Raw genomic sequence first — 22875 nt, 5'->3', positions numbered from 1 at the left:
ATGGCAAGAACCAGACTGGGGCGGACGCTCCCCGAGACCGTCGGTGTTCACGGAGCGATCGAACATTCCGCTCCGGCCATCACCTTCGATCGCGTCAACGTCGCCTACGGCCGCGGGAAGACCGCAACCCATGCACTCGTCGATTTCAATCTGCGAGTGGCACCGGGTGAAACTGTGGCACTGCTGGGGCCCAGTGGATCCGGCAAGTCGACCGCCCTGAAGGCCCTCGCGGGATTTGTCCGCCCCACGTCCGGTTCCGTCAAGCTCGGCACCCGAGACGTCACCAATCTGCCTCCCGCACAACGCGGTATCGGCGTCGTCGTTCAGTCGTACGCTCTTTTCCCGCACATGCGAGTTTCCGAGAACGTAGCCTTCGGACTCCGAGCCCATCGCGTGCCGCGCTCGGAGATCGGCCCTCGCGTAGCCGAAGCCCTCGACATGGTCGGGATGTCAGCGTACGGAAAGCGCCTTCCCCGTGAGCTTTCCGGCGGTCAACAGCAGCGAATCGCAATCGCCCGAGCCTTGGCAATTCGCCCTGGAGTACTCCTCCTCGACGAACCACTGGCCGCCCTGGATGCGCAACTTCGCGAGAGCATGCTCGGCGAACTGGCGAGACTGCGCGCCGCACTACCTGACACAGCCATGCTCTATGTGACGCACGATCAGAGTGAAGCCCTGGCGCTCGCAGACCGAATCGCAGTGATGCGCAACGCCAGACTCGCGGACATCGACACCGCCGAGGCCTTGTGGAAACGCCCGCCGTCCAGCTTCACCGCGGCCTTCCTCGGGGGTGCGAACCTGCTGCCCTGCACCGTCACACGCGTCATCGGCACCTCCGCACTGGTCTCGATCGGTGGCACGCCGTTCACCGCTCACGCCCCGCAGCCCGAGATCGGGCACATCGAATGGGAGTCCGACATGGACGCCTACCTGTGTGTTCGTCCACACGCGGTAGGCGTAACCGGCGTCGGCGCACGAGGATCATTCCCGGCGCGCATCGTCTCGAGCGTCTGGCGCGGTTCCACGACGCGTCTGACGCTGGCTGTCCGTGGCCTCGACGACGTCCGCGTCGACGCGGATGTTCCAGGGCACGACGAACGACCGGTCGACACCGAAGTGGGCGTCGTCTTGCCCACGGACGGCAGTGTCCTGGTTCCGGCGGATCGCCACCCATGACGACAACCTTGGAACGCCCCGAAACCGCTGTGCCCCAGCACAAAGACCCGATCCCGTGGCGCCGGATCGGGTGGACGCTACCGCCACTGCTTCTAGTCCTCGTGTTTGCTGTCTACCCCACTGCGCGTGTCCTCACGGAATCGCTGAGCACCGGAAGCGGCACCGGGTTGTCCACGTGGTCCTCCGTGCTCGGTTCGGAACTGTTCAGGACCGCACTCTGGCGGACCATCCAGATCGCCGTGGCGTCGACTCTGGGGTGCCTGATCCTGGGAACCTTCCTCGCCTTGGTGCTTGCCTTCGTTCCATTCGCCGGATCCAAGGTGGTGGGGCGATTGATCGACACCGTGCTCGCCCTGCCGTCATTCCTGATCACGCTGGCGTTCACGTTTCTGTACGGCACGGCCGGCGCCGTCAACGCCTTGATCATCAGCATTACCGGCGACGCGAGCGGCCCGCTAAATTTCCTGAACACTCCGTTCGGAGTCATCGCGGCCGAAATCACCTTCTTCACACCCTTTGTCGTGCGTCCACTGTTGGCCGCGTTCACCCAGATTCCGCGTGAACAGCTCGACGTTGCAGCCAGCCTCGGCGCGTCACCCGTCCGAGTTCTGCGGCAGGTGGTGATGCCGGAAGCGTGGCCAGCCCTCCTGGGCGGTGGATCGCTCGTACTTCTGATGACACTGAATGAATTCGGCATCGTGCTCTTCACCGGAGCAAAAGACGTCGTAACTCTTCCGGTCCTCATCTACACCCGCGGCATCGTCACCTTCGACTTGCCCGGCGCGGCAGTGATCGCGACGGTCCAGGTCGCACTCTCACTCGGCCTGTACTGCCTCTACCGATTCACCTTCAACAGATTGATGGGAGGCAGCCGTGCTGCTGTGGACACGAAGCTCTAGGGCCCTCGTACTCGGATTCTTCACCCTGGTCGTCGCGGTGGTTTTTGTCGCGCCCATCGCCACCGTCGTCGCGGCTGCCTTGGCCGGATCGTGGACCGGTCCACTTCCGTCAAATCTCGGCGGCAAGAACTTCTCCACGGCGCTGTCCGACGAGAACTTCGCCAGCCTGATCGTCAGTTTGCAGACTGCATTCATCGCGGGTGCATTGGCATTGATCGTCGGAACGTGGGCCGCGCTGGCCTCTCGTGAGGCACCGATGTGGCTGCGGCGCATCACCGATGCCGTATTCCATTTACCGATTGCGGTTCCGTCGGTCGCGATCGGCTTGGGTCTGCTCATCACTTTCAACGAGCGCCCACTACTGCTCGGCGGCACCAAATGGATCGTGATTCTCGCTCACACGGTTTTGGTGCTTGCCTTTGCCTTCAGTTCCGTATCGGCCGCGCTCGAACGGCTCGATCCCGCCTACCGTCAAGCTGCCGAATCACTCGGCGCCGGCCCAGTGCGGGTGCTGACGCGGGTGACGCTACCGCTGCTGCTCCCAGCGTTGGGTGCGGCCGCCGGGCTTTCCATCGCACTGTTATTAACCGCCCGCGGTTAATAAAGGCGCACAGCAAGGGGTTTATCCCTTCCGCAAGATGTACCGCTGAACCTTGCCGCTCGGGGTCTTGGGAAGGTTCGGAACAAAGTGCACTGTGCGTGGGTACGCGTGCGCTGCAAACTTCTTCTTCACCAGGGTTTGCAGTTCCTTCTCGAGTTCGTCGTCGCCGTCGACACCTTCGCGAAGTACGACGAACGCCTCGAGAACCTCACCGCGCAACTCGTCGGGCATGCCCACCACTGCCGCCTCGATGACGTGCTCGTGCATGACCAGCACGCTCTCGACGTCGAAGGGACCGATGCGGTAGCCCGCCATGATGATGACGTCGTCGTCGCGCGAGGAGAAGAAGAAGAATCCGTCCTCGTCCGTCATTCCGGCGTCACCGGTGATGTACCAGCGACCGTCTTCGCTGAATCGCTGCTTCGTCTTCTCCGGCGCATCGACGTACCCGGTGAACCACATCAACGGGCTGTTGTGAGTATCGATCGCAACGCGGCCCTGAGTGCGGGCCGGTGCGATGTCATCCGAATTGTCCTCCAGCACAGCGGCAGACCAGCCCGGCAACGGACGACCCATGGATCCGGGACGGACGTCCTCGCGGAGTCCGTCGGCCCAGGCGTTGACGATGAACATGCCGTGCTCGGTCTGGCCGTAGTGATCACGAACCTCGACGCCCAACGAGTTCTTCGACCACGCAACAACATCCGGAGTCAAGGGCTCACCGGCCGAGGACGCGCGGCGCAGCGAGATGCCTTCCGGAACGGGCGCCTTGTCGGCACGCAGACTGCGGTACACGGTCGGAGCAGCGGCAAAATTGGTGACACCGAACTTCTCGATGATCTGCCACGTCAGCGGCGCGGAGAATCCGGCGTGCAGCAGAATGCTTCGCGTGCCGGCGGCAAGCGGACCGAGCAACGCGTAGTACAGCCCGTACGCCCAGCCCGGGTCTGCGGCGTTCCAGAACACGTCGTCCTGACGGACGTCGAGGCCGAACTCCTGGTAGGCGTGGAACGACGCGAGCGCGCGCACCGGAACCGGCACGCCCTTGGGTGTTCCCGTGGTGCCACTGGTGAACAACTGCACCATCGGTGCGTTGCCGCCGACTGCCTGCGCAGCGCCCCTCGGATCTTCGGCATCCTGAGCTGCGACAAGTGCATCGAAGTCCAACTCGTCACCGGCCGCGCCGCCCGCGACGATGACCTGCCACGCTGCGTCGGCGGGGATGTCCTCACCCGGCGCGAGCTTGTCGAGCTGATTGGCGTCGGAAATGACCACCTTCGCGCCACTGGCAGTCAAGCGAAAAGCGATGGCCGGCGAAGCGAACGCCGTGAACAAGGGCACGTGGACCGCGCCGCGGCGCCAGATTCCGAGGAGTGCGACCACGAGGTCCGCAGACTTGCCCATCAAGGTCGCGACGTTGTCACCCGGCTCGACTCCGAGGTCGGCCAGAGCTGCCGCGAAACGCGCGGACTGCTCACGTAGATGACCGTAAGTCAGATCCACCGAGCTAAGGTCTGCCTCGACGACGGTGAATGCAACGCCATCCGCGGGATGCCGATCGCAGAGCAATTCTGCGGCGCTGGCATGCGGGGTGTCGTACTGGTCCAGCAGCTCGCGCACCCGTGCGGTGGGATCGGTGCTCATCAACTTGCTCCTTATCGATCGTCGTATGGTTGGCCCGACCGGTTACGTTGGCGGCTCGTCATACGTACTGTTCACCCCCTATGATCTAGCTCACAAGAGAACTTCACTACCCCCAGAAAGGGGTACCTGCGTGAATCGACATGCTTCGTCACTTCTGCGTCCCCGCGACGGGGACGCTATGCGAGGTGAACTCCGAACAATTGCAGCTCAGGGCGTTGTTCCCGTGCTGTTCGGAGGCGAGGTCCAGGACGGAACCCTGCACCTGAGCGAATTCGTCGGCACCCGCACCAACAATCTCAAGGGCTTGGCCATCCCGCCACGCTCGGGCATGGGCGGACGCGTCGTCGCCCAGGGTTCACCGATCACCGTCAACGATTACGGCAATTCGCAGTCCATCACTCATCATTTCGACCGGCCTGTTCTCAGCGAGGGCCTGCATTCGATCATCGCCGTTCCGGTCATGGTGTCCGGCAAATCGCGCGCTGTCCTCTACGCCGCGATCCGTGATTCCGCTCCCCTCGGCGATCGCACAGCAGACGTCATGGTCAGCGCATCCCGGCGTCTCGGGATGGAGTTCGCCATCCGCGACGAGGTCGATCGTCGCCTGCAACTACTTCAGGCCGCCGCCGCGACCACCGCCGACGGTATGTCTTCGGAAGAGATCCGCGGAGTCCACGCCGAACTACGCAGTGTCGCCCAGACCGTGACCGACACCGACTTGCAGACCAAGCTCCGCGGACTTTCCCAGCGTTTGGCCAACCTGCTGCGGCCTACCGCCGACGCCGAATCCGACGTCGCGCTCACCCCGCGTGAAGTGGATGTTCTCTCGCAAGTCGCACTCGGCTGCACCAACATCGAAGCCGGCCAAAGGCTTTCCCTTCGACCTGAAACAGTCAAGAGCTATCTGCGAAGCGCGATGGGAAAGCTGGACGCGAGCTCACGCCACGAAGCCGTGGTTACCGCTCGCAGGTTGGGACTGCTCCCCTGAGGGGTCAGTAGCCTTCCGGCAGGGCGGTGAGCATGTCGCGGGTGACTGCGACGGCGTTGTCCGAACTTCCGCCCCGCACAACCAGAGTGGCGAAGGCCAGGTTGCCGCGATAGCCGACGAACCACGCATGCGATCCCCCGTCGACCTCGGCTTCACCGGTCTTGCCGTACACCTCACCCTGATCTTCGACGCGTTCTGCAGTACCGCTCGTGACCACGAGTCGCATCATGCCGCGCAGGCCGTCGACCATGGCCGGCGTGATCGCCGGGCGCTCACCGTCGATGGTGGTTTCGCGCCCCGAAATCAGTTGCGGCACCGGAGTCGAACCGTTCGCGACCGTCGCAGCTGCCATCGCCATTCCGAACGGACTGACCACGACCTTGCCCTGACCGAACCCGTCTTCGGTCCGCTGGACCAGGTCCGACGCCGGCGGCACCGAACCGGAATCGATCGGCAATCCCACCACGTTGTAGTCCTGGCCGATGCCGAACTGCGCTGCGGCAGTGGTCAACGTGTCTGCCTGCATCTCGCTGGCCAACTTGGCGAAGGACGTGTTGCACGAACGCGCGAAGGCCGTTGCCATCGGCACCGTGCCGAGTGCGAACTCGTTGTAGTTGGGGACGCTGCGCTCGCCGATCTCGATTCGGCCCGGGCATGGCACCATCGTGTCGGGGGTCGCCTGACCGGTCGAAATTGCCGCACCTGCCGTGATGATCTTGAAGGTCGAACCCGGCGGGTACTGACCCATCGTCGCGACCGGCCCGTCGCGGTCAGCTGCCTTGTTCTGCGCGACGGCCAGGATCGCGCCACTCGACGGTTCGATCACCACCATCATCGCCTGATCCTTGTTCACGTTCACCGCGCGCTGAGCAGCGATCTGGATGTTGCGGTCCAGACTGATGCTGAACGACGGAACCGGTTGTGGCGCAGTCTCGGTCAACACGTCGGTGTCGACGCCGTTCTGGTTGACCGTGACGACACTCCAGCCGGCTTTGCCGTCGACCTCGTCGATGATCGTCTTCTTGATCTGCCCGAGAAGGTCAGGCGCGAACTCCGGGTCGGTCGACACGAGATCCGATTCGTCCGATACCGATACTCCCGATATCGCACCCAACTGCGCCGAAACTTGGTCGTAGTCATCACTGCGCAGCCGCGTCACCAGATAGTCACCCTTGACGGCCGTCGAGGATTCGGCGATCGACTGACCGGTCAGCGACGCATCGAACCGCCCGAGAACACTTGCGAGACTGTTCGCGGAACCGATGATGTCGTTGCTCTTGGAGCGATCGAACTTCACTCGGTAGACGATTCCCGGCACCAGGACGTCGGTCCCCGAATGCTCGTTAACCCGCGCTCGCGGCGCCGCGGTTGCCCGCAACGACATCGTCTGCTTGTCACCGAGGCGCGGATGAACGTCCGTCGAACTCCAACGGACGGACCAGTCGCCGTCCTTGCGTCCCATCTGCAGCTCGCCGTCGTACGTCCAGACGCGGTCTTTCGGCAGGTGCCACTCGTAGGTGTAGCCGACCGTCGCAGTATCACCGTTCATCTTCACCGACGTGGTCTCGGCAGTCATCGACTCCGCCTGAAGCGCATCCCAGGTGTCACTCAATACAGGACCCGCGGAATCAGGCCGGTCCGTCATTTTTGCTGCCTCGTCGATGTCCCTGTCACCGAACGCACTCAGGAACTGCTGCGCGACGGGCTCGGGGCCGGCGGGTTTCGGAGTACACGAACTGATCCCCACCGCCAAAAAAATCACGGTGCAGGAGGCCAACAGTTGGGCCGAGCGACTACGAGAGAAATGCCGAGTGTTCATCGAGCCCCATAGTAGGGCGACAAATGCTCCACCCAGCGTAGGCGCGACCATTGCACGCAGCTTGGACGCTCAGTCGAGCAGCACCGTCGAGAAGGTCGCGACCTGCCGGAACCCCACCCGCGAATAGGTCGACCGCGCAATCGTATTGAAGCTGTTGACGTACAGGCTCGCAATGCGACCGGTCGCCATGATCGACTCCGCTACAGCCGCTGTACCGGTCACGCCGAAGCCCTGCCCACGAAATTCCGGGTTGACCCACACGCCCTGAATCTGGCCACAGCGAGCAGACATCGAACCGACCTCCGCCTTGAAAACGACCTGGCCGTCCTCGATATGCGCCCACGCTCGACCAGCGGCGATCAGGCTTGCCACACGATGTCGATATCCGCGCCCACCGTCGTTTGCACGCGGATCGACGCCAACCTCTTCGATGAACATCGCAATCGCGGCAGGCAGATAGATCTCGAGTTCGTCCGAGCGAACCTGCCGGACCAGTGGATCCGACGGGCATGCCAGCGGCTCGGATACCGCGAGCAACGGCTGTTCGGGGCGAACCTCCCGCGCAGTTCCCCAATCGAGCTCGAGCATCTCCCACAGCGGCAACGCCAATTCGGCGCGGCCGACCACCGACGAGCACATGCGCGGAATCCGACAGGCGCGGTCAGCGAATGCCCGAATGTCATCCGGATCGCCTCGAAGTGGAACCAGATTTGCCCCGGCAAAGCACAGCGAGGACAACGGCCCGCCTCGACTCCACAGCTCGCCGTGAATCATTCGTGGGTCGACACCGCATTCTTCGACGCGCGCGGCAATCATGCAGGCGGCCACCGGATCGGCGTCGAGTACCCGTCGGACGTCTTCGAGATCTCGACTTCCGACCTGCTTGGCTCCGAGGAGTTTGAGCATCCGTCAACCCCCTCGACTCGACTGCGCGTCCACGAATATCACTACCCGATCATGATGCACTCAGATTGCCACGAACCTGACACCGACGGGGAAGATTCATCCGGCAATCACTCAACTCACGGTGACGACCGGCGCACCCTCCGAAGCGTCACCCTCCATGCTTTCGGCAATTTTCATCGCTTCTTCGATCAAAGTCTCGACGATCTGCGCCTCGGGCACCGTCTTGATGACCTTGCCCTTGACGAAGATCTGGCCCTTGCCGTTGCCGGACGCCACACCGAGGTCAGCCTCACGTGCTTCACCCGGTCCGTTCACGACGCAACCCATGACTGCCACGCGCAGCGGGATCTCCATGCCTTCGAGGCCGGCAGAGACCTCGTCGGCAAGGGTGTAGACATCGACCTGTGCACGGCCACACGAGGGGCATGACACGATCTCGAGCTTGCGGGGACGCAGGTTCAGAGACTGCAGAATCTGGTTACCGACCTTGATTTCTTCGGCCGGCGGGGCCGAGAGCGAAACCCGGATGGTGTCGCCGATACCCTCCGCGAGCAGCGCACCGAAGGCGACCGCGGACTTGATCGTGCCCTGAAACGCCGGCCCTGCCTCCGTGACGCCGAGGTGCAACGGGTAGTCGCACTTGGCGGCGAGTTGGCGGTAAGCCTCGACCATGATCACCGGATCGTTGTGCTTGACGGAGATCTTGATGTCACCGAAGCCGTGCTCTTCGAACAACCCGGCCTCCCACAGCGCGGACTCGACCAACGCTTCGGGCGTCGCCTTGCCGTACTTCTCCATCAACCGAGGATCGAGCGATCCCGCGTTGACACCGATACGGATCGGAATGCCTGCATCACCGGCAGCCTTGGCCACCTCTTTGACACGGCCGTCGAATTCCTTGATGTTGCCCGGATTGACGCGCACCGCAGCGCATCCCGCATCGATTGCCGCGAAGATGTAGCGCGGCTGGAAGTGGATGTCGGCGATAACCGGGATCTGGCTCTTCTTCGCAATGATCGACAACGCGTCCGCGTCTTCCTGACGTGGGCAGGCGACACGGACGATGTCGCAACCGGACGCGGTCAGTTCCGCGATCTGCTGGAGCGTTGCATTGACATCGTGCGTCTTCGTGGTGCACATGGACTGCACCGAGATGGGGAAATCGCTGCCCACACCTACCGTGCCGACCTGCAGCTGCCGTGTCTTGCGTCGAGGAGCAAGAATCGCTGCGGGTGCCGAGGGCATTCCCAGTCCGATAGGGATGGTCACGTCTGTGCCTTCTTTCATAGCTTCACTGCAAGTTTAGCCGGGCGATCGCCGCACTACCGCGCGGCAACCGTCACCCTTCTCACACGGTCAGAAGATCTTGATCGGATTGACGATGTCAGCCGTGAGTGTCAGCAACATGAACGCGCCACCGATCACGATGAATACGTAAGTAATCGGAAGGAGTCTCGTGTAGTCGACCGGGCCGCCGGGAATCAAGCCGCGGCGAGCGCGGAACCAATCGCGGATCTTCTCGTAGAAGACCACCGCGATGTGACCGCCGTCGAGCGGCAACAGCGGCAGGATGTTGAAAACACCGAGGAAGAAGTTGATCGATGCGAGCAGCCCGACGAACATCGGCCACTCGGCTCGATCAGCGGCCTCGCCACCGATCACGCTGGCGCCGACCACGCTGATAGGTGTGTCCAGTGCCCGCTCGCCGCCCGTGATCGACTCCCACAGAGCCCCCACCTTGGACGGAATGTCGGCCAACGCCTTCACCGAGTCGACCATGATCTGTCCGGTGTAGTCGAAGGCTGCCGGAACAGCAGTGAGCGCGTTGTACTCGACCAACGCCGAGCCCGGACCACCGATTCCGACAGCGGATACTTCCTGCTTCACGGGAACGCCACTGGCCGAGTTCACATATCGCTGGACTCGTTCGGGGACGACCGTGATCGACAACGCCTCTCCGTCGCGATCAACCGACAACACGATCGGGCCATCCACACCTCGAATAGCAGCTGCCACCTCGGGGAAGGTGCTCGTCGACTTTCCATCGACTGCGGTGATCCGATCCCCCGATTTCAGGCCCGCATCTCCTGCGGGGCCTCCACCCGAGCACTCTGTCAGCTCGAAGTTGCCGTCCTGGCCCAGCTGATCGGGGGCTACACACGTGACCTCTTGGACCACTGGCTGAGCGGGCTCAGTTCGGCCCCAACCGAGGAGCAACGCGTAGATCAGGAGGAACCCGAGAATGAAGTTCATCGCGATACCCCCGGACATGACGACGACACGCTTCCACGCCGCCTTCTTGTACATCGCGTGCGGCTCTTCTTCGGGCGTCATCTCGTCGAGAGCCGTCATGCCGGCGATGTCGCAGAATCCACCGAGCGGCAGCGCCTTGAGGCCGTACTCGGTCTCACCTCGACGGAACGAGAAGATCTTCGGTCCGAAGCCGATGTAGTAGCGGCGAACCTTCATTCCCAAAGCCTTGGCCGTCCACATGTGGCCGGCTTCGTGCAGGGCGATGGACACGCCGATGCCGAGGGCAAACAGCACTACGCCCAGTGCAAAAACCATGAAAGCTCTAGCCCTCCTGCTTCACGAGCTGACGCGCTCGTGTGCGTGCCCAGCCGTCTGCGGCCAGAACGTCGTCCACGGTAACCGGTTCCGCGGACCATTGACCTGCATCGTCGAGAACAGCGGCCACCGTGCGGACGATCGCCGGGAAGGAAATGACACCGTCGAGGAATGCCTGAGCCGCCACTTCGTTGGCCGCGTTGTAGATCGCGGTGAAGCAACCGCCGGATTTGCCCGCGCTTCGCGCCAGATCGACGGCGGGGAACACCGACGAATCGAGCGGCTCGAATTCCCAGGTGGAGGCGGTGGTGAAGTCGCATGCCGACGCAGCACCTTCGATGCGGTCCGGCCAGCCGAGAGCGAGAGCGATCGGGAGCTTCATGTCCGGCGGGCTTGCCTGTGCCAGCGTCGACCCGTCGAAGAAGGTCACCATGGAATGCACGATCGACTGCGGGTGCACGGTGACGTCGATGCGGTCGTAGTCGATCCCGAACAGCAGGTTCGTCTCGATCAGCTCGAGGCCCTTGTTGACCAGAGTTGCCGAATTGAGGGTGTTCATGGGCCCCATCGACCAGGTGGGGTGCGCTTTTGCCTGAGCTGGATTCACACTTTCGAGATCCTCGGCGCTCCAGCCACGGAACGGCCCACCCGAAGCGGTGAGAACCAACCGAGCCACTTCGTCGCCTGTTCCACCACGTAGACACTGGGCAAGCGCCGAATGCTCCGAGTCGACCGGCACGATCTGACCGGGTGCAGCGGCTTTGGTCACCAGCGCTCCGCCGGCGACAAGCGATTCCTTGTTCGCCAGCGCAAGGCGCGCTCCCGAGTTCAGCGCCGCCAGAGTCGGTTCGAGTCCCAACGAACCGACGAGTGCATTGAGGACAACGTCGGCACCGCTGTCCCGAACCAGTTCCGTCACGGCGCTCGGTCCCGAACGGGCGGTTACCGATTCCAGCGCCGATGCCGCTGCAGGATCGGCGACGGCGACGTCCGTGACGCCGGTTGCACGAATCTGTTCGCCCAACAACTCGACGTTGTTGCCGCCCGCTGCGAGACCGACTACTTCGAAACGATCGGGGTTGGCTGCAATGACCTCCAGCGCTTGGGTACCGATCGAACCGGTACTGCCGAGGAGGAGGACGCGGGTACGTGTGGTTTCCTGCACTCGCCCATTGTTCCTGATAACACCTGAGAACAACCTTATCGACGCCCAACTACGTACGACAGGCAGTCGTATGTCACCATATTGGGCAGTAGTGCAACCGAATGAGCAGGAGGATCGACCGTGGCCGATACCCAGTTGGACGTCAAGTCCAGCGCCCCCGTCGTGGTCTCGCACGTCGATGAGGCCGAGGTTCCCTCTGCCGCATGGGGGTGGAGTGGTGAAGGACTCAAGTTTTTCCGTTTCCTCGGATGGTTCTTCGCAATATTCCTGCTTCTGATGATGATCGGAAACCATCACGGCAAGGTCGAGGATCTGTGGCTCATCGGCACTGCCGGATTGATGATCTTCGTGGCCTCCACGAACGAAAGTTCGTGGAGGCCTTCTCTTTATGTGTTTTTCAGGCCTGGAGGGTTTCAGTTCTCGGCTGCCAGCTGGCCACAGGCTGCGGCGATTTCCTGACCGCGCGTATCGCGCACGGTGCACGAGACGCCCTGGGCGATGACCCGACGCACGAACTCACGCTCGACGTCCTTGGGGCTCGCGTCCCACTCGCTACCCGGAGTCGGGTTGAGCGGAATCAGGTTGACGTGCACCAACCCGCCGAGTGCTTTCTTCAGCTTCTTGCCCAGCATGTCCGCGCGCCACGGCTGATCRTTGACGTTCTTGATCATCGCGTACTCGATGGACACACGCCGACCGGTCTTGTCTGCGTAGTACCGGGCAGCCTGAAGTACCTCCGACACTGACCAGCGATTGTTGACCGGCACAAGTGTGTCGCGCAGTTCGTCGTCCGGTGTGTGTAGCGATACCGCCAGCGTGACGCTCAGGCCTTCGTCAGCGAGCTTGCGGATAGCGGGAGCGAGGCCGACGGTCGAGACCGTCACGGACCGCTGAGACAGGCCGAGCCCGTCGGGTGCGGGCGAAGTGATGCGTCGTACCGCTGCCACCACGCGCTTGTAGTTCGCCAAAGGCTCGCCCATACCCATGAACACGACGTTCGAGAGGCGTCCGGGTCCGCCGGCAACATCACCGTCGCGCATTGCGGCCGCTGCCTCGCGAACCTGATCGACGATCTCGGCGGTCGAAAGGTTGCGGTCGAGGCCGCCCTGACCCGTCGCACAGAACGGGCAGGCCATTCCGCAGCCTGCCTGACTCGAGATACAGAGCGTCGCCCGATCGGGATAGCGCATCAGGACGCTTTCGAGCAGCGTTCCGTCATGCGCCTTCCACAGGGTCTTGCGAGTGTCGCCCGAATCGCACGCGAGGTGCTTGATCGGGGTCAGCAAGGTCGGGAACAGCGACTCCCCCACCTTCTCGCGCAYCGATGCGGGGAGATCGGTCATCTTCTCCGGATCGGCTTCGAGACGCGCGTAGTACTGACGCGCGAGCTGATCGGCCCGGAAAGCCGGAAGGCCGAGCTCTTTCACCGCTTCTTTGCGCTCGGCGGAATCGAGATCGGCGAGGTGCCGTGGAGGCATTCCGCGCTTGGGTGCAGTGAAAACGAGGGGAAGAGAGGCAGCCATAGTTACACCATTGTCCCATTGTTTTGGGGTGCTACCCCACTGCCACCCGATTGTGGCCGGATTRCCCGTGCAACTTTGCGCAGGTTGCGTGATGATCATGTCATGTCAACCACACCAGAGGATCCGTCGAACTCCCCCGTGTACGGCCCTGCCGACGGTTTCGGTCCCGACCCGGAACTTCCGAAGGTGGGCGAGGACAAGGCAGTCGAAAAACACGATCCCGAACCGAACCCGACGCCTGAACCGGTGCCGACCGGAACCGCGGTAACCGACCGAACCAGGGCTGCGACGACGTGGGTTGGCCTGGTCATCGGCGCAATCGTGCTGATCATGCTGCTGGTGTTCATCCTGCAGAACCTCGAGAGCGTCTCCGTCAAGATCCTGGCCTGGCAAATCGACTTTCCGCTCGGAATCACGATCCTGCTCTCCGCGATCGCGGGCGCATTGATCATGGCGTTGGCAGGCGGGGTTCGCATCATTCAGATCCGGCGCGCAGCGAAGCGGCAGATGTGACTGAAATCTAGTTACGCAATTGGGTCTACCCGCGAGTAAGCAGGCATCATTGTTGTCGTGGAAATCACCCGAAAGGCCCCGATGTGACTACTCACATGGAGAGACCTGTGACCTCGCGTATTGCCCCGCAACAGGCAAGATCCTGGCTCCTCGTCCCCGCGTCCAAACCGGACACCTTCGACGCCGCMCTCGCGAGTGCGGCCGACGCCGTCATTCTCGACCTCGAGGATGCCGTCACCGCACCCAACAAACCGGCGGCCCGCCGCGATGTCGCCGCATTCCTGAGCGAACACAATCACGCCTGGGTTCGGATCAACGACGCCACGACACCGTTCTGGGAAGAGGATCTGGCCGCACTCGCGGGCCTCCCCGGACTCGAGGGTGTCATGCTCGCAAAGACCGAAAGCGGTCAGCAGGCCGACGCCACGGCCGAGCGACTTCCCGAAGGCACCAAGATTCTTGCTCTCGTCGAATCCGCGGTAGGACTCGAGGCTGCGCCCGAGATCGCACGCACTGACGGCATCTTCCGTCTCGCATTCGGCAGCGGCGACTTCCGGCGCGACACTGGGATGGACGACTCCCCCACGTCGATGTCGTACCCGCGTTCGCGGCTCACCATCGCCAGCCGCGCGGCACGCATCGCTCCGCCGATCGACGGTCCCACGCTCGGCCCCGATCTGGATCTGCTCGCCCGAGACTGTGCGATCACCTTGTCACTCGGTATGGCCGGCAAACTCTGCATGACCACCGCGCAGACTGCCCCCGTCAACGCGGGACTGAGTCCCTCCGTGGCCGACGCGATCTGGGCTCAGAATGTCATCGACGATCTCGGCGAAGACGGCTCACGCGTGCGCGATGGCAGCGACCTGCCCAAGCTCGCCAAGGCGAAGAAGATTCACAAGCTCGCCACCCTGTTCCACATCCCCACCGATCACTGATTTTTTTACTACTGAATCGGTGCAGAAAACGTCAGGCGCTCAAGTCGGAGCGCCTGACGTTCGTCTTTCGAGCCCGCTTTCACGCAAGTTCGAGTGATCGTGGTTTGGACCGAACATGGATCCGGTATCGCACCGTGAAGCCCAATCCCGTTACTTGCGAGAACGCACGCTCGGCAGTCTTCTCGGTGAACTCGATTCCGAGTACCCGCCGCAAGTCGTCTCGATTCTCGAACTCCCACCGGGCGTCGACACGCGTGAGCGAGAACCCTTGAGCCTCGAAGAATCCTTCGACCGCCGCGGGATCGTATTTGGGCAGATCCGCCCTCATCCACTCTCCGTACGGGCCGGCGCTCACATCGAGATCCACGATCAGCAGGGCTCCCCCGGGCCTCAGGATGCGCATGGCTTCACGAATTCCCGGGCCGCAGCCTTTGCCGAAAAAGTACGCCGTACGGGCATGAACGAGATCGACTGAAGCATCCACCAGACCCGTGGACTCTGCTGAACCCTGGACTACGTCGATCGACGCCGAATCGCGGGTTCGTTCCCGCGCGGCCTTCACCAGCGGTGCGTGCGGCTCCACTCCGACAACACGACGGGCAGCACGAGCGAACTCCGGTAGATGGAACCCCGCCCCACAGCCGACGTCGACGACGTCGCGTCCAGACCAGTCGACCTGGGCTCGCATCGCGGCCCAGATGGAACCGTCGACGTCCTGCGCGCGGTTCTCGATTTCGTACACGCCCGGCCAGTGCCAGATGTTCGGGCTGGGGATCGGCTTGGAACGGCCGGAGAAGAAATCACGCACGCGAAATCAGACGAGTGCGTACAGAATCAGCCAGGTGACAAATGCCGACGGCAGGAGTGAATCCAGGCGATCCATGATTCCGCCGTGGCCGGGAAGCAGGGTTCCCATGTCCTTGATGCCGAGTTCACGCTTGATCTGCGATTCGATCAGGTCTCCGACCGTCGCGACGACTACCAGGACGACACCGAGCAGGACGCCGATCATCGAGTTCGCGTCGAGGATCAACGTCACCGAAAGCAGGCTGCCGATGACGCAGAAAATGAGGGAGCCGACAAATCCTTCCCAGGACTTCTTCGGGCTCACAGCCGGCACCATCGGGTGCTTCCCGAACAGCACTCCGGCCGCGTAACCGCCGATGTCGGAGCACACGACACCGATCATCAGGACGAAGACGCGACCCGGGCCGTCGTCTTCGAGCACCATCAATGCACCGAATGACGCCAACAGCGGGATCCACGCCAGAACGAACACCGTGATGGAGGTGTCTCTCAGGAAGTTCTTCGGGGTCGCCTTGAGCCCGTGGTCGAACAACCGCCACACCATGCACACCAGGACGGTTGCGGTGAATCCGCTGAGCACCCCGACCGGTCCCCACGGCCAGCCGAGCCAGATCGTGGCTTGCCCTCCGACGAGAAGGGGAATTCGCGGCACCTCGATGTCGGCTTCACGAAGCCGCGTTGTGACCTCCCACGTCGCGATGAACATCGCGATCGCGACGACAGCGATCCATCCCGGGGGCAGGAAGATCAAAGTGCCGATGACCAAGGCTCCGAGACCAGCTCCGACGCCGATGGCGGCAGGTAGGTTCCTGCCCGCCTTCGACTTCGGCGGTTGCGCGCCCTCAGCGCCGCCCGTAGGCCCGTCCGTGACGGGACCACCGGCGGTTCCCTCTTGTGCGTGCACCCAAACTCCCTGATCTACTCCCGACGACAAACACTGCAAATGAGGAGGCTATACCTCCATCAACTCTGCTTCCTTGTGCTTGACGAGTTCCTCGACCGTGTGCACGTACTTCGCCGTGGTCTTGTCGAGTTCTTTCTCTGCGCGACCGACCTCGTCCTCGCCGGCTTCACCGTCCTTCTGGATCCGGCCGAGTTCGTCCATCGCCTTGCGGCGGATGTTGCGCAGCGTGACCTTCGAATCCTCGCCCTTGGACTTGGCCTGCTTCACCAGTTCACGACGACGCTCTTCAGTGAGCTGCGGAACCGAGATGCGGATGATGCTGCCGTCGTTGGACGGGTTCACACCGAGATCCGAGTTGCGGATCGCCGTCTCGATCGCGTTGAGCTGCGAAGCCTCGTACGGCTTGACGATGACCATGCGGGCCTCGGGGACGTTGATGCTCGCGAGCTGCGTGATCGGCGTGATCGAACCGTAGTAGTCGATCACGATGCGCGAGAACATACCGGGGTTCGCGCGTCCGGTGCGAACCGAGCCGAGATCGTCCTTGGCTACCGTGACAGCCTTTTCCATCTTCTCTTCTGCCTCGAAGAGCGCTTCATCGATCACGGCTGTTCCTCCATGTTGTTCTGCATCATTTTTTGGGTGTCACTCACGACTTGATCAGGGTGCCGATCTTCTCACCGGACACCGCGCGAGCGATGTTTCCTTCGGTGAGGAGGTTGAACACCATCATCGGCATCGAGTTGTCCATGCACAGGCTGAACGCCGTCGCGTCCGCGACCTTGAGCTCACGTTCGATGACCTCGCGGTGCGTGATCTGTTCGTACATCGTCGCGTCCGGGTCGATACGCGGGTCGGCCGAGTAGACGCCGTCGACGGCCTTGGCCATCAGCACTACCTCGGCACCGATCTCCAGCGCGCGCTGCGCAGCAGTGGTGTCGGTGGAGAAGTAGGGCATACCCATCCCGGCACCGAAGATGACTACGCGCCCCTTCTCGAGGTGCCTAYGTGCGCGAAGCGGAAGGTACGGCTCGGCGACCTGTCCCATGGTGATTGCCGTCTGCACTCGAGAATCGACGCCGGCCTTCTCCAGGAAATCCTGCAGAGCGAGGCAGTTCATGACGGTGCCGAGCATGCCCATGTAGTCGGAGCGCGCGCGATCGAGGCCACGCTGCTGCAGTTCCGCTCCGCGGAAGAAGTTTCCGCCGCCGATGACCACTGCAACCTGTACGCCCGATCGAACGACCTCTGCGATCTGCTCAGCCACCTTGGTGACCACGTCGGGATCGAGACCGACTTTGCCGCCTCCGAACATTTCGCCGCCGAGTTTGAGCAGGACCCGCTTGAATCCTGGACGTTCGTTGGCTGGTTCGGACATTGTTCTCCTCAGTTCGATACAAGACCTTGTAGGTCCTTCATTCTTCTTCTGCCGCCGAATCGGACACCGCGACATAGGAAAGCCCCCGGGACTCGTCCCGAAGCACTCTTATCCTGCCTCATCGGAGGCCCCAGGTACACGTAGACCCCGCCGGTAGAGCAAATGCTCTTCAGGCGGGGTCCATGTGTACGGGCTCCGAATTAAGCGGAGGCGCCGACCTCGAAACGCACGAAGCGCTTGATGGTCACGCCTGCCTCGTCGAGGATCGCCTTGACGGTCTTCTTGGAGTCCGTGACCGAAGACTGCTCGGTCAGAACGACGTCCTTGAAGAAACCGTTGACGCGGCCTTCGATGATCTTCGGCAGAGCCTGCTCGGGCTTGCCTTCTGCGCGGGCGGTCTCCTCGGCGATGTGACGCTCGGAAGCGACGATTTCAGCGGGAACCTCGTCACGCGTGACGTACTTTGCCTTGAGTGCTGCGACCTGCATTGCAGCGCCGCGAGCGGCCTCAGCAGCAGCATCGCCTTCGCCGGTGTACTCGATGAGAACGCCGACAGCGGGCGGCAAGTCGGAGCTGCGCTTGTGCAGGTAAACGGCAACGGGGCCGTCGAAGGAAGCGACGCGGCTCAGTTCGAGCTTCTCGCCGATCTTCGCGGACTGCTCCGCAATGACGGTGTCGATGGTCTTGCCGTCGAGCTCGAGCGCCTTGAGAGCGTCGAGGTCCGCAGGCTTGCCAGCAGCAGCGACGGTCACGATCTCGTCGGCCAGCTTGATGAACTCGTCGTTCTTGGCGACGAAGTCGGTCTCGCAGTTGATCTCGATCATGACGCCGTCCTTGGCGACGACGAGACCCTCAGCGGTGGTGCGCTCTGCGCGCTTTCCGACATCCTTCGCGCCCTTGATGCGCAGCTGCTCGACGGCCTTGTCGAAATCGCCGTCTGCATCTGCGAGTGCGTTCTTACATGCCATCATTCCGGAGCCGGTGAGCTCACGGAGCCGCTTGACGTCAGCGGCGGTGTAGTTCGCCATGATTAGCGAGCCTCCTCATGTGTCTGTTTCGGACCTAGGACTAACGGTGAAGCACGGCCTAGCGGTGAAGCACGGCCTGACGGTGGTGCTCGGGCCTAACGGTGAAACGGCCCTGACCAAAAGAACTCTTGGTCAGGGCCGGTTTCAACGAATCAGGCCTCGGTGGCCGGTGCCTCTGCGGCGGGGGCTGCCTCAGCCTCTGCAGCCGGAGCTGCCTCAGCCTCTGCAGCCGGAGCTGCCTGCGAGAGCAGTTCCTGCTCCCACTCGGCGAGGGGCTCGCCTGCGCCGGCTTCGGGCTTCGCGTCCTTGTCGGCGCTCAGTCCTGCACGTGCCTGCACACCTTCGGCAACCGCGGAAGCGACAACCTTGGTCAGCAGTGCTGCGGAACGGATGGCGTCGTCGTTGCCCGGGATCGGGTAGTCGACGAGGTCGGGGTCGCAGTTGGTGTCCAGGATCGCGATGACCGGGATGTTCAGCTTGCGAGCCTCGGCAACTGCCAGGTGCTCCTTGTTGGTGTCGACGATCCACACCGCGGAAGGAACCTTGGCCATGTCGCGGATACCACCGAGGGTGCGATCCAGCTTGGTCATCTCACGCGTGAGCATGAGGATTTCCTTCTTGGTGCGACCTTCGAATCCACCGGTCTGCTCCATTGCCTCGAGCTCCTTGAGGCGAAGCAGACGCTTGTGAACGGTGGTGAAGTTGGTGAGCATGCCGCCGAGCCAACGCTGGTTGACGTAGGGCATTCCGACGCGAGTCGCTTCGGAAGCGATGGACTCCTGCGCCTGCTTCTTGGTGCCGACGAAGAGGACGGTGCCGCCGTGGGCAACGGTCTCCTTGACGAACTCGTACGCCTTGTCGATGTACGTCAGCGTCTGCTGGAGGTCGATGATGTAGATGCCGTTGCGGTCGGTCAAGATGAATCGCTTCATCTTCGGGTTCCAGCGACGGGTCTGATGTCCGAAGTGGGTTCCACTATCGAGCATCTGCTTCATGGTTACGACAGCCATGGCTGTGTACCTCAAACTTTCAATCCGGTTGATGCAGGCGATCGGGTGATCCCTGCCCTGGCACCCGCACGGCCGTCGGACCTGTTTCGTGAGAACCAGGACCAGCCGAGGCCGGAAAACGTGCGCGGGCGCGCGAAGTCGGACTGTGCGAGCACAGACCGCTCGACAAGTGTACGTCCTCGTCCGCCGATGCCATAACCACCCCGGAAGCAACAGACCGAACCGGCGGTTGTGGATCGGCGATCATCTTGTGGATTACCCGTCTGATCTGCATTGAAGCGCGTGCGACTCCACGCAAGATCAAGGAATGACGATGTTTCGCGGAGCTCGACGAGGAGTGGTCGTTGCCGTGATCTCCTGCTGTGTCGCCGTAGGCACGGCGTCGGCAGACACGCGTTTCGACTGGCCGCTCGCTCCCCGGCCGCACGTGGAACGCGCTTTCGACAAACCGGCCAAGAATTGGCTGCCGGGTCATCGCGGGGTCGATCTCGGCGGCAGTGCCGGCCAATCCGTCCTCGCGGCCGGCGACGGCATTGTGGTGTTCGCGGGAGTGGTCGCCGGAAAGCCGACGGTGTCGATAGATCACTCCGGCGGCCTACGCACGACCTACGAACCCGTCGTAGCAGTCGTTCGCGCAGGTGAACGCGTCGCCGCCAGGTCCGTGATCGGAACCCTCGAAACCGGGCACGAAGGGTGTGCTGTCGAAGCATGTCTGCACTGGGGCTTGCGCCGTGGACGCGAGTATCTCGATCCACTCGGACTCGTTCGGACGCAACCGCTCAGGCTCAAGCCATTGAAAGGAGGCTGATCGGTCGCAGAAATCGGTCGCAGAATCAGTGCCACTCGGAAACGGCGTGCCGACCCACAGCGTCCGCGAAGTCGTCGGCCACCATCGCTGCCAGTTCCATGAACGCTCGTCTGGTGGCCGGTCGCATCAACTCGAGGTCCATCACCGACCCCTCCGCGAGATGCTCGTCGAAAGGAATGACCTCGACGGCGCGGCATCGACGCATGAAATAGTCCACCAAAGCGTCCATGTCGATCACGCTCGACCCTGGTCGGGCGGCGCTGATGACGACGACGGTCCGTTCGACCAGATGGCCGTATCCGTGCAACTGAAGCCAATCGAGCGTTGCCGCTGCGCTGCGCGCTCCGTCGATTGCCGGCGAACTGACGAGAACCAACGAATTGGCAAGATCGAGAACGCCGTTCATCGCCGAGTGCATGATCCCGGTACCGCAATCGGTGAGGATGATGTTGTAGTAGACCTGCAAGATGTCGATGACCTGGCGATAGTCCGCCTCGCTGAATGCCTCCGAAATCGCCGGATCCTGCTCACTCGCCAGGACCTCGAGACGACTCGACGACTGGGATGTGTGCACTCGAACGTCCGAATAGCTTTTTATGTCCGGTCTAGCAGCAATCAGATCGCGCACCGTCGAATTGGTCTGCAGCGGAACACGTTGCGCCAAAGTTCCGAAATCGGGATTGGCGTCAACCGCCACGACGCAGTCACCACGAAGCGAAGCAAATGTCGCACCGAGTCCGACCGTGACCGTCGTCTTGCCCACGCCCCCTTTGAGCGAGAGCAAAGCGACTCGATAGTCGTTACGGATCGGCTGCTCGATTCGGGCGGCCAGTGCACGGTTGYGCTGTTCGTTGGTCGAATCCCCCAGATTGACCACACCTCCGGTCGCACGATGCAATCCCCTACGCCATCCGCCACGCGGCGTCCGTTTAGGGCGTTTCAGTAAAGCTTCGGCAACCAGATCCTGGTTTGTCACCTGCTGTTGGCTCGACGGTGGCGGTGGCGTGGTCCAGACCTCTTGCAGTCGTGCCACAGGCTCCGGCGTCGGCGCCGGCTCGGGAGCCGGTTGTGGCGCTTCGGACAGCCAGGCCGGTTGGCCGCTGTTCGGCAGGTGCTTCACATCTTGGCGGTTCACGAATCCCCCGGATTTCGCATGTCATCGAGTGTCTCGACACGACGATCGAACTTGCCGATTGTTCACTCTTCTGAGCTGCGACGCTACCAAATACCGGCCGAGAACTCGCGTCGCTTCACAATCTAGGCGCGTGGATGGGCCTGATCGTGGACGGATCGAAGGCGTTCGACCGACACGTGCGTGTACAGCTGAGTGGTCGCCAAACTCGCATGCCCGAGGAGTTCTTGGACCACACGAAGGTCTGCACCACCCTCCAGCAAATGCGTCGCAGCCGAGTGCCGAAGCCCGTGCGGACCCATGTCGGGAGCCCCTGGAATTGCAGCCATGGTTTCGTGGACCACCGAACGCGCCTGACGCTGATCGAGCCGGCCGCCTCGAACTCCGAGGAGCAATGCTCGCCCGGACCTATCCGAACTCAGCGCGGGTCGCCCGTGCTCCAGCCACCCGTTCAGTGCCGATTCTGCAGGCAGGCCGTATGGCACCGATCGCTCCTTGTTCCCCTTGCCGAGGACACGAAGCAAACGTCGATCAGCATCGACGGACTCGACGTCCAGTCCACACAACTCGCCGACGCGAATTCCGGTGGAGTACAACAATTCCACGATGAGTCGGTCTCGCAGGGCGAGCGGCTCTTGTTGCTGCGCACCGCTTTCCGCTGCATCCATTGCGTCGAGGGCCTGGCTCTGACGCAGCACCGTCGGCAGCGTGCGACGAGCAGGTGGAGCCGCCAGACGTGTGCCCGGGTCGACGGAAATACGTCCGGTCTGCGCGAGCCACGCAGTGAAACCACGCGCCGAAGAAGCCCGTCGAGCTACCGTCGTACGGGCTGTTCCTACGGCATTCTGGGCGGCCAACCACGAACGCATGACACCTAGGTCGAGGCGGTCGAGATCTGCATTCTCCGAACCCGCGGAGAAATGGGTCAGCAATGCCCGCGCGTCACCGACGTAGGCGCGGATCGTGTGTTCCGACCGGCCTCGGCTCAGTCGGAGTTGCTCGGCATACGCATCGAGGTGAACGCTCAAGCTCGCCGGCAATGCGTCAGTCATGAACACACGCTCGCTC

At 62.6% G+C, this 22875-nt stretch carries 21 protein-coding genes and 2 pseudogenes; 8 read left to right on the top strand and 15 right to left on the bottom strand.

Translation table 11 applies throughout. The annotated features are described in order from the left end of the window. From AC1DWA_RS25120 to AC1DWA_RS25110, 3 genes and pseudogenes are all read left to right on the top strand, one after another. A complete protein-coding gene (locus AC1DWA_RS25120) occupies positions 1 to 1176 on the top strand; it encodes an ABC transporter ATP-binding protein (protein ID WP_020907382.1) in 1176 nt (391 codons plus the stop codon). Next, positions 1173 to 2075: a 2-aminoethylphosphonate ABC transporter permease subunit gene (locus AC1DWA_RS25115; RefSeq protein ID WP_182261086.1), complete on the top strand. Its 903-nt coding sequence runs from the start codon at positions 1173 to 1175 to the stop codon at positions 2073 to 2075. The genes AC1DWA_RS25120 and AC1DWA_RS25115 overlap by 4 nt, the downstream gene beginning before the upstream one ends. Then, a pseudogene (locus tag AC1DWA_RS25110) lies at positions 2050 to 2673 on the top strand (ABC transporter permease); the annotation flags it as partial. The gene AC1DWA_RS25115 and the pseudogene AC1DWA_RS25110, both read left to right, overlap by 26 nt. Positions 2674 to 2697: 24 nt before the next feature. Here AC1DWA_RS25110 and AC1DWA_RS25105 read toward each other — a convergent pair. Beyond that, positions 2698 to 4320, bottom strand: coding sequence for an AMP-binding protein (locus AC1DWA_RS25105; RefSeq protein ID WP_046378401.1), 1623 nt, complete (start codon positions 4318 to 4320; stop codon positions 2698 to 2700). 178 nt (positions 4321 to 4498) lie between these two features. On the opposite strand from AC1DWA_RS25105, the gene AC1DWA_RS25100 reads away from it, so the two are divergent. After that, on the top strand, positions 4499 to 5308 hold the full coding sequence (locus tag AC1DWA_RS25100) for a LuxR C-terminal-related transcriptional regulator (RefSeq protein ID WP_046378400.1): 810 nt from the start codon (positions 4499 to 4501) through the stop codon (positions 5306 to 5308). Between the two features lie 4 nt (positions 5309 to 5312). Here AC1DWA_RS25100 and AC1DWA_RS25095 read toward each other — a convergent pair whose 3' ends face one another. From AC1DWA_RS25095 to dxr, 5 genes are all read right to left on the bottom strand, one after another. After that, positions 5313 to 7127 carry a penicillin-binding transpeptidase domain-containing protein gene (locus tag AC1DWA_RS25095; RefSeq protein WP_020907378.1) on the bottom strand — a complete coding sequence of 605 codons (1815 nt, stop codon included), beginning with the start codon at positions 7125 to 7127 and terminating at the stop codon, positions 5313 to 5315. Between the two features lie 69 nt (positions 7128 to 7196). Beyond that, the gene (locus tag AC1DWA_RS25090; protein WP_003942692.1) at positions 7197 to 8033 is read right to left on the bottom strand and encodes a GNAT family N-acetyltransferase; all 837 of its coding nucleotides are present in this window, start codon (positions 8031 to 8033) and stop codon (positions 7197 to 7199) included. A 111-nt stretch (positions 8034 to 8144) separates the two neighbouring features. Then, a complete protein-coding gene (gene ispG, locus AC1DWA_RS25085; protein ID WP_007734888.1) occupies positions 8145 to 9302 on the bottom strand; it encodes a flavodoxin-dependent (E)-4-hydroxy-3-methylbut-2-enyl-diphosphate synthase in 1158 nt (385 codons plus the stop codon). Between the two features lie 87 nt (positions 9303 to 9389). After that, positions 9390 to 10601, bottom strand: coding sequence for a M50 family metallopeptidase (locus AC1DWA_RS25080; RefSeq protein WP_021333037.1), 1212 nt, complete (start codon positions 10599 to 10601; stop codon positions 9390 to 9392). 7 nt (positions 10602 to 10608) lie between these two features. Continuing rightward, a complete protein-coding gene (gene dxr, locus AC1DWA_RS25075) occupies positions 10609 to 11766 on the bottom strand; it encodes a 1-deoxy-D-xylulose-5-phosphate reductoisomerase (protein WP_020969350.1) in 1158 nt (385 codons plus the stop codon). 120 nt (positions 11767 to 11886) lie between these two features. Between dxr and AC1DWA_RS25070 the strand changes: the two are divergent. Beyond that, positions 11887 to 12117, top strand: a pseudogene (locus AC1DWA_RS25070) (DUF2631 domain-containing protein); the annotation flags it as partial. 62 nt (positions 12118 to 12179) lie between these two features. Here AC1DWA_RS25070 and rlmN read toward each other — a convergent pair. Then, entirely contained in the window at positions 12180 to 13289 is a 1110-nt protein-coding gene (rlmN, locus tag AC1DWA_RS25065; RefSeq protein WP_477917162.1) for a dual-specificity RNA methyltransferase RlmN, read from the bottom strand. A 102-nt stretch (positions 13290 to 13391) separates the two neighbouring features. Between rlmN and AC1DWA_RS25060 the strand changes: the two genes are divergently transcribed. Both AC1DWA_RS25060 and AC1DWA_RS25055 read left to right on the top strand, forming a co-directional pair. Further along, a complete protein-coding gene (locus AC1DWA_RS25060; RefSeq protein ID WP_180279630.1) occupies positions 13392 to 13802 on the top strand; it encodes a LapA family protein in 411 nt (136 codons plus the stop codon). Positions 13803 to 13897: 95 nt separating this feature from the next. Next, positions 13898 to 14740 carry an HpcH/HpaI aldolase/citrate lyase family protein gene (locus tag AC1DWA_RS25055; RefSeq protein WP_030244636.1) on the top strand — a complete coding sequence of 281 codons (843 nt, stop codon included), beginning with the start codon at positions 13898 to 13900 and terminating at the stop codon, positions 14738 to 14740. Between the two features lie 79 nt (positions 14741 to 14819). Here the strand turns inward: AC1DWA_RS25055 and AC1DWA_RS25050 are convergent, their stop codons facing one another. The 6 genes from AC1DWA_RS25050 to rpsB all read right to left on the bottom strand — a co-directional run bounded on the left by AC1DWA_RS25050 (position 14820) and on the right by rpsB (position 19867). Then, on the bottom strand, positions 14820 to 15548 hold the full coding sequence (locus AC1DWA_RS25050; RefSeq protein ID WP_477845904.1) for a class I SAM-dependent methyltransferase: 729 nt from the start codon (positions 15546 to 15548) through the stop codon (positions 14820 to 14822). Positions 15549 to 15554: 6 nt separating this feature from the next. Continuing rightward, on the bottom strand, positions 15555 to 16451 hold the full coding sequence (locus AC1DWA_RS25045) for a phosphatidate cytidylyltransferase (RefSeq protein WP_003942673.1): 897 nt from the start codon (positions 16449 to 16451) through the stop codon (positions 15555 to 15557). Between the two features lie 48 nt (positions 16452 to 16499). Next, positions 16500 to 17057: a ribosome recycling factor gene (gene frr / locus AC1DWA_RS25040; protein WP_003942777.1), complete on the bottom strand. Its 558-nt coding sequence runs from the start codon at positions 17055 to 17057 to the stop codon at positions 16500 to 16502. A 43-nt stretch (positions 17058 to 17100) separates the two neighbouring features. Then, positions 17101 to 17829: a UMP kinase gene (pyrH, locus tag AC1DWA_RS25035; protein WP_477917160.1), complete on the bottom strand. Its 729-nt coding sequence runs from the start codon at positions 17827 to 17829 to the stop codon at positions 17101 to 17103. Between the two features lie 200 nt (positions 17830 to 18029). Then, positions 18030 to 18857, bottom strand: a complete 828-nt coding sequence (tsf, locus tag AC1DWA_RS25030) for a translation elongation factor Ts (protein ID WP_019747987.1) — start codon at positions 18855 to 18857, stop codon at positions 18030 to 18032. Positions 18858 to 19009: 152 nt separating this feature from the next. Then, positions 19010 to 19867: a 30S ribosomal protein S2 gene (gene rpsB, locus AC1DWA_RS25025; protein ID WP_003942709.1), complete on the bottom strand. Its 858-nt coding sequence runs from the start codon at positions 19865 to 19867 to the stop codon at positions 19010 to 19012. A gap of 307 nt (positions 19868 to 20174) precedes the next feature. Between rpsB and AC1DWA_RS25020 the strand changes: the two genes are divergently transcribed. Beyond that, on the top strand, positions 20175 to 20675 hold the full coding sequence (locus AC1DWA_RS25020) for a M23 family metallopeptidase (protein ID WP_024487342.1): 501 nt from the start codon (positions 20175 to 20177) through the stop codon (positions 20673 to 20675). 25 nt (positions 20676 to 20700) lie between these two features. Here AC1DWA_RS25020 and AC1DWA_RS25015 read toward each other — a convergent pair whose 3' ends face one another. Continuing rightward, the gene (locus AC1DWA_RS25015; protein WP_477917157.1) at positions 20701 to 21810 is read right to left on the bottom strand and encodes a MinD/ParA family ATP-binding protein; all 1110 of its coding nucleotides are present in this window, start codon (positions 21808 to 21810) and stop codon (positions 20701 to 20703) included. 122 nt (positions 21811 to 21932) lie between these two features. Then, positions 21933 to 22859, bottom strand: a complete 927-nt coding sequence (locus AC1DWA_RS25010) for a tyrosine recombinase XerC (protein ID WP_037134373.1) — start codon at positions 22857 to 22859, stop codon at positions 21933 to 21935. Positions 22860 to 22875: the final 16 nt, after the last annotated feature.

The sequence above is a fragment of the Rhodococcus sp. P4_F3_2 genome (assembly GCF_056401335.1).
The sequence above is the reverse complement of the archived record's forward strand: the minus strand, read 5'-3'. Positions and strand labels throughout refer to the sequence as shown.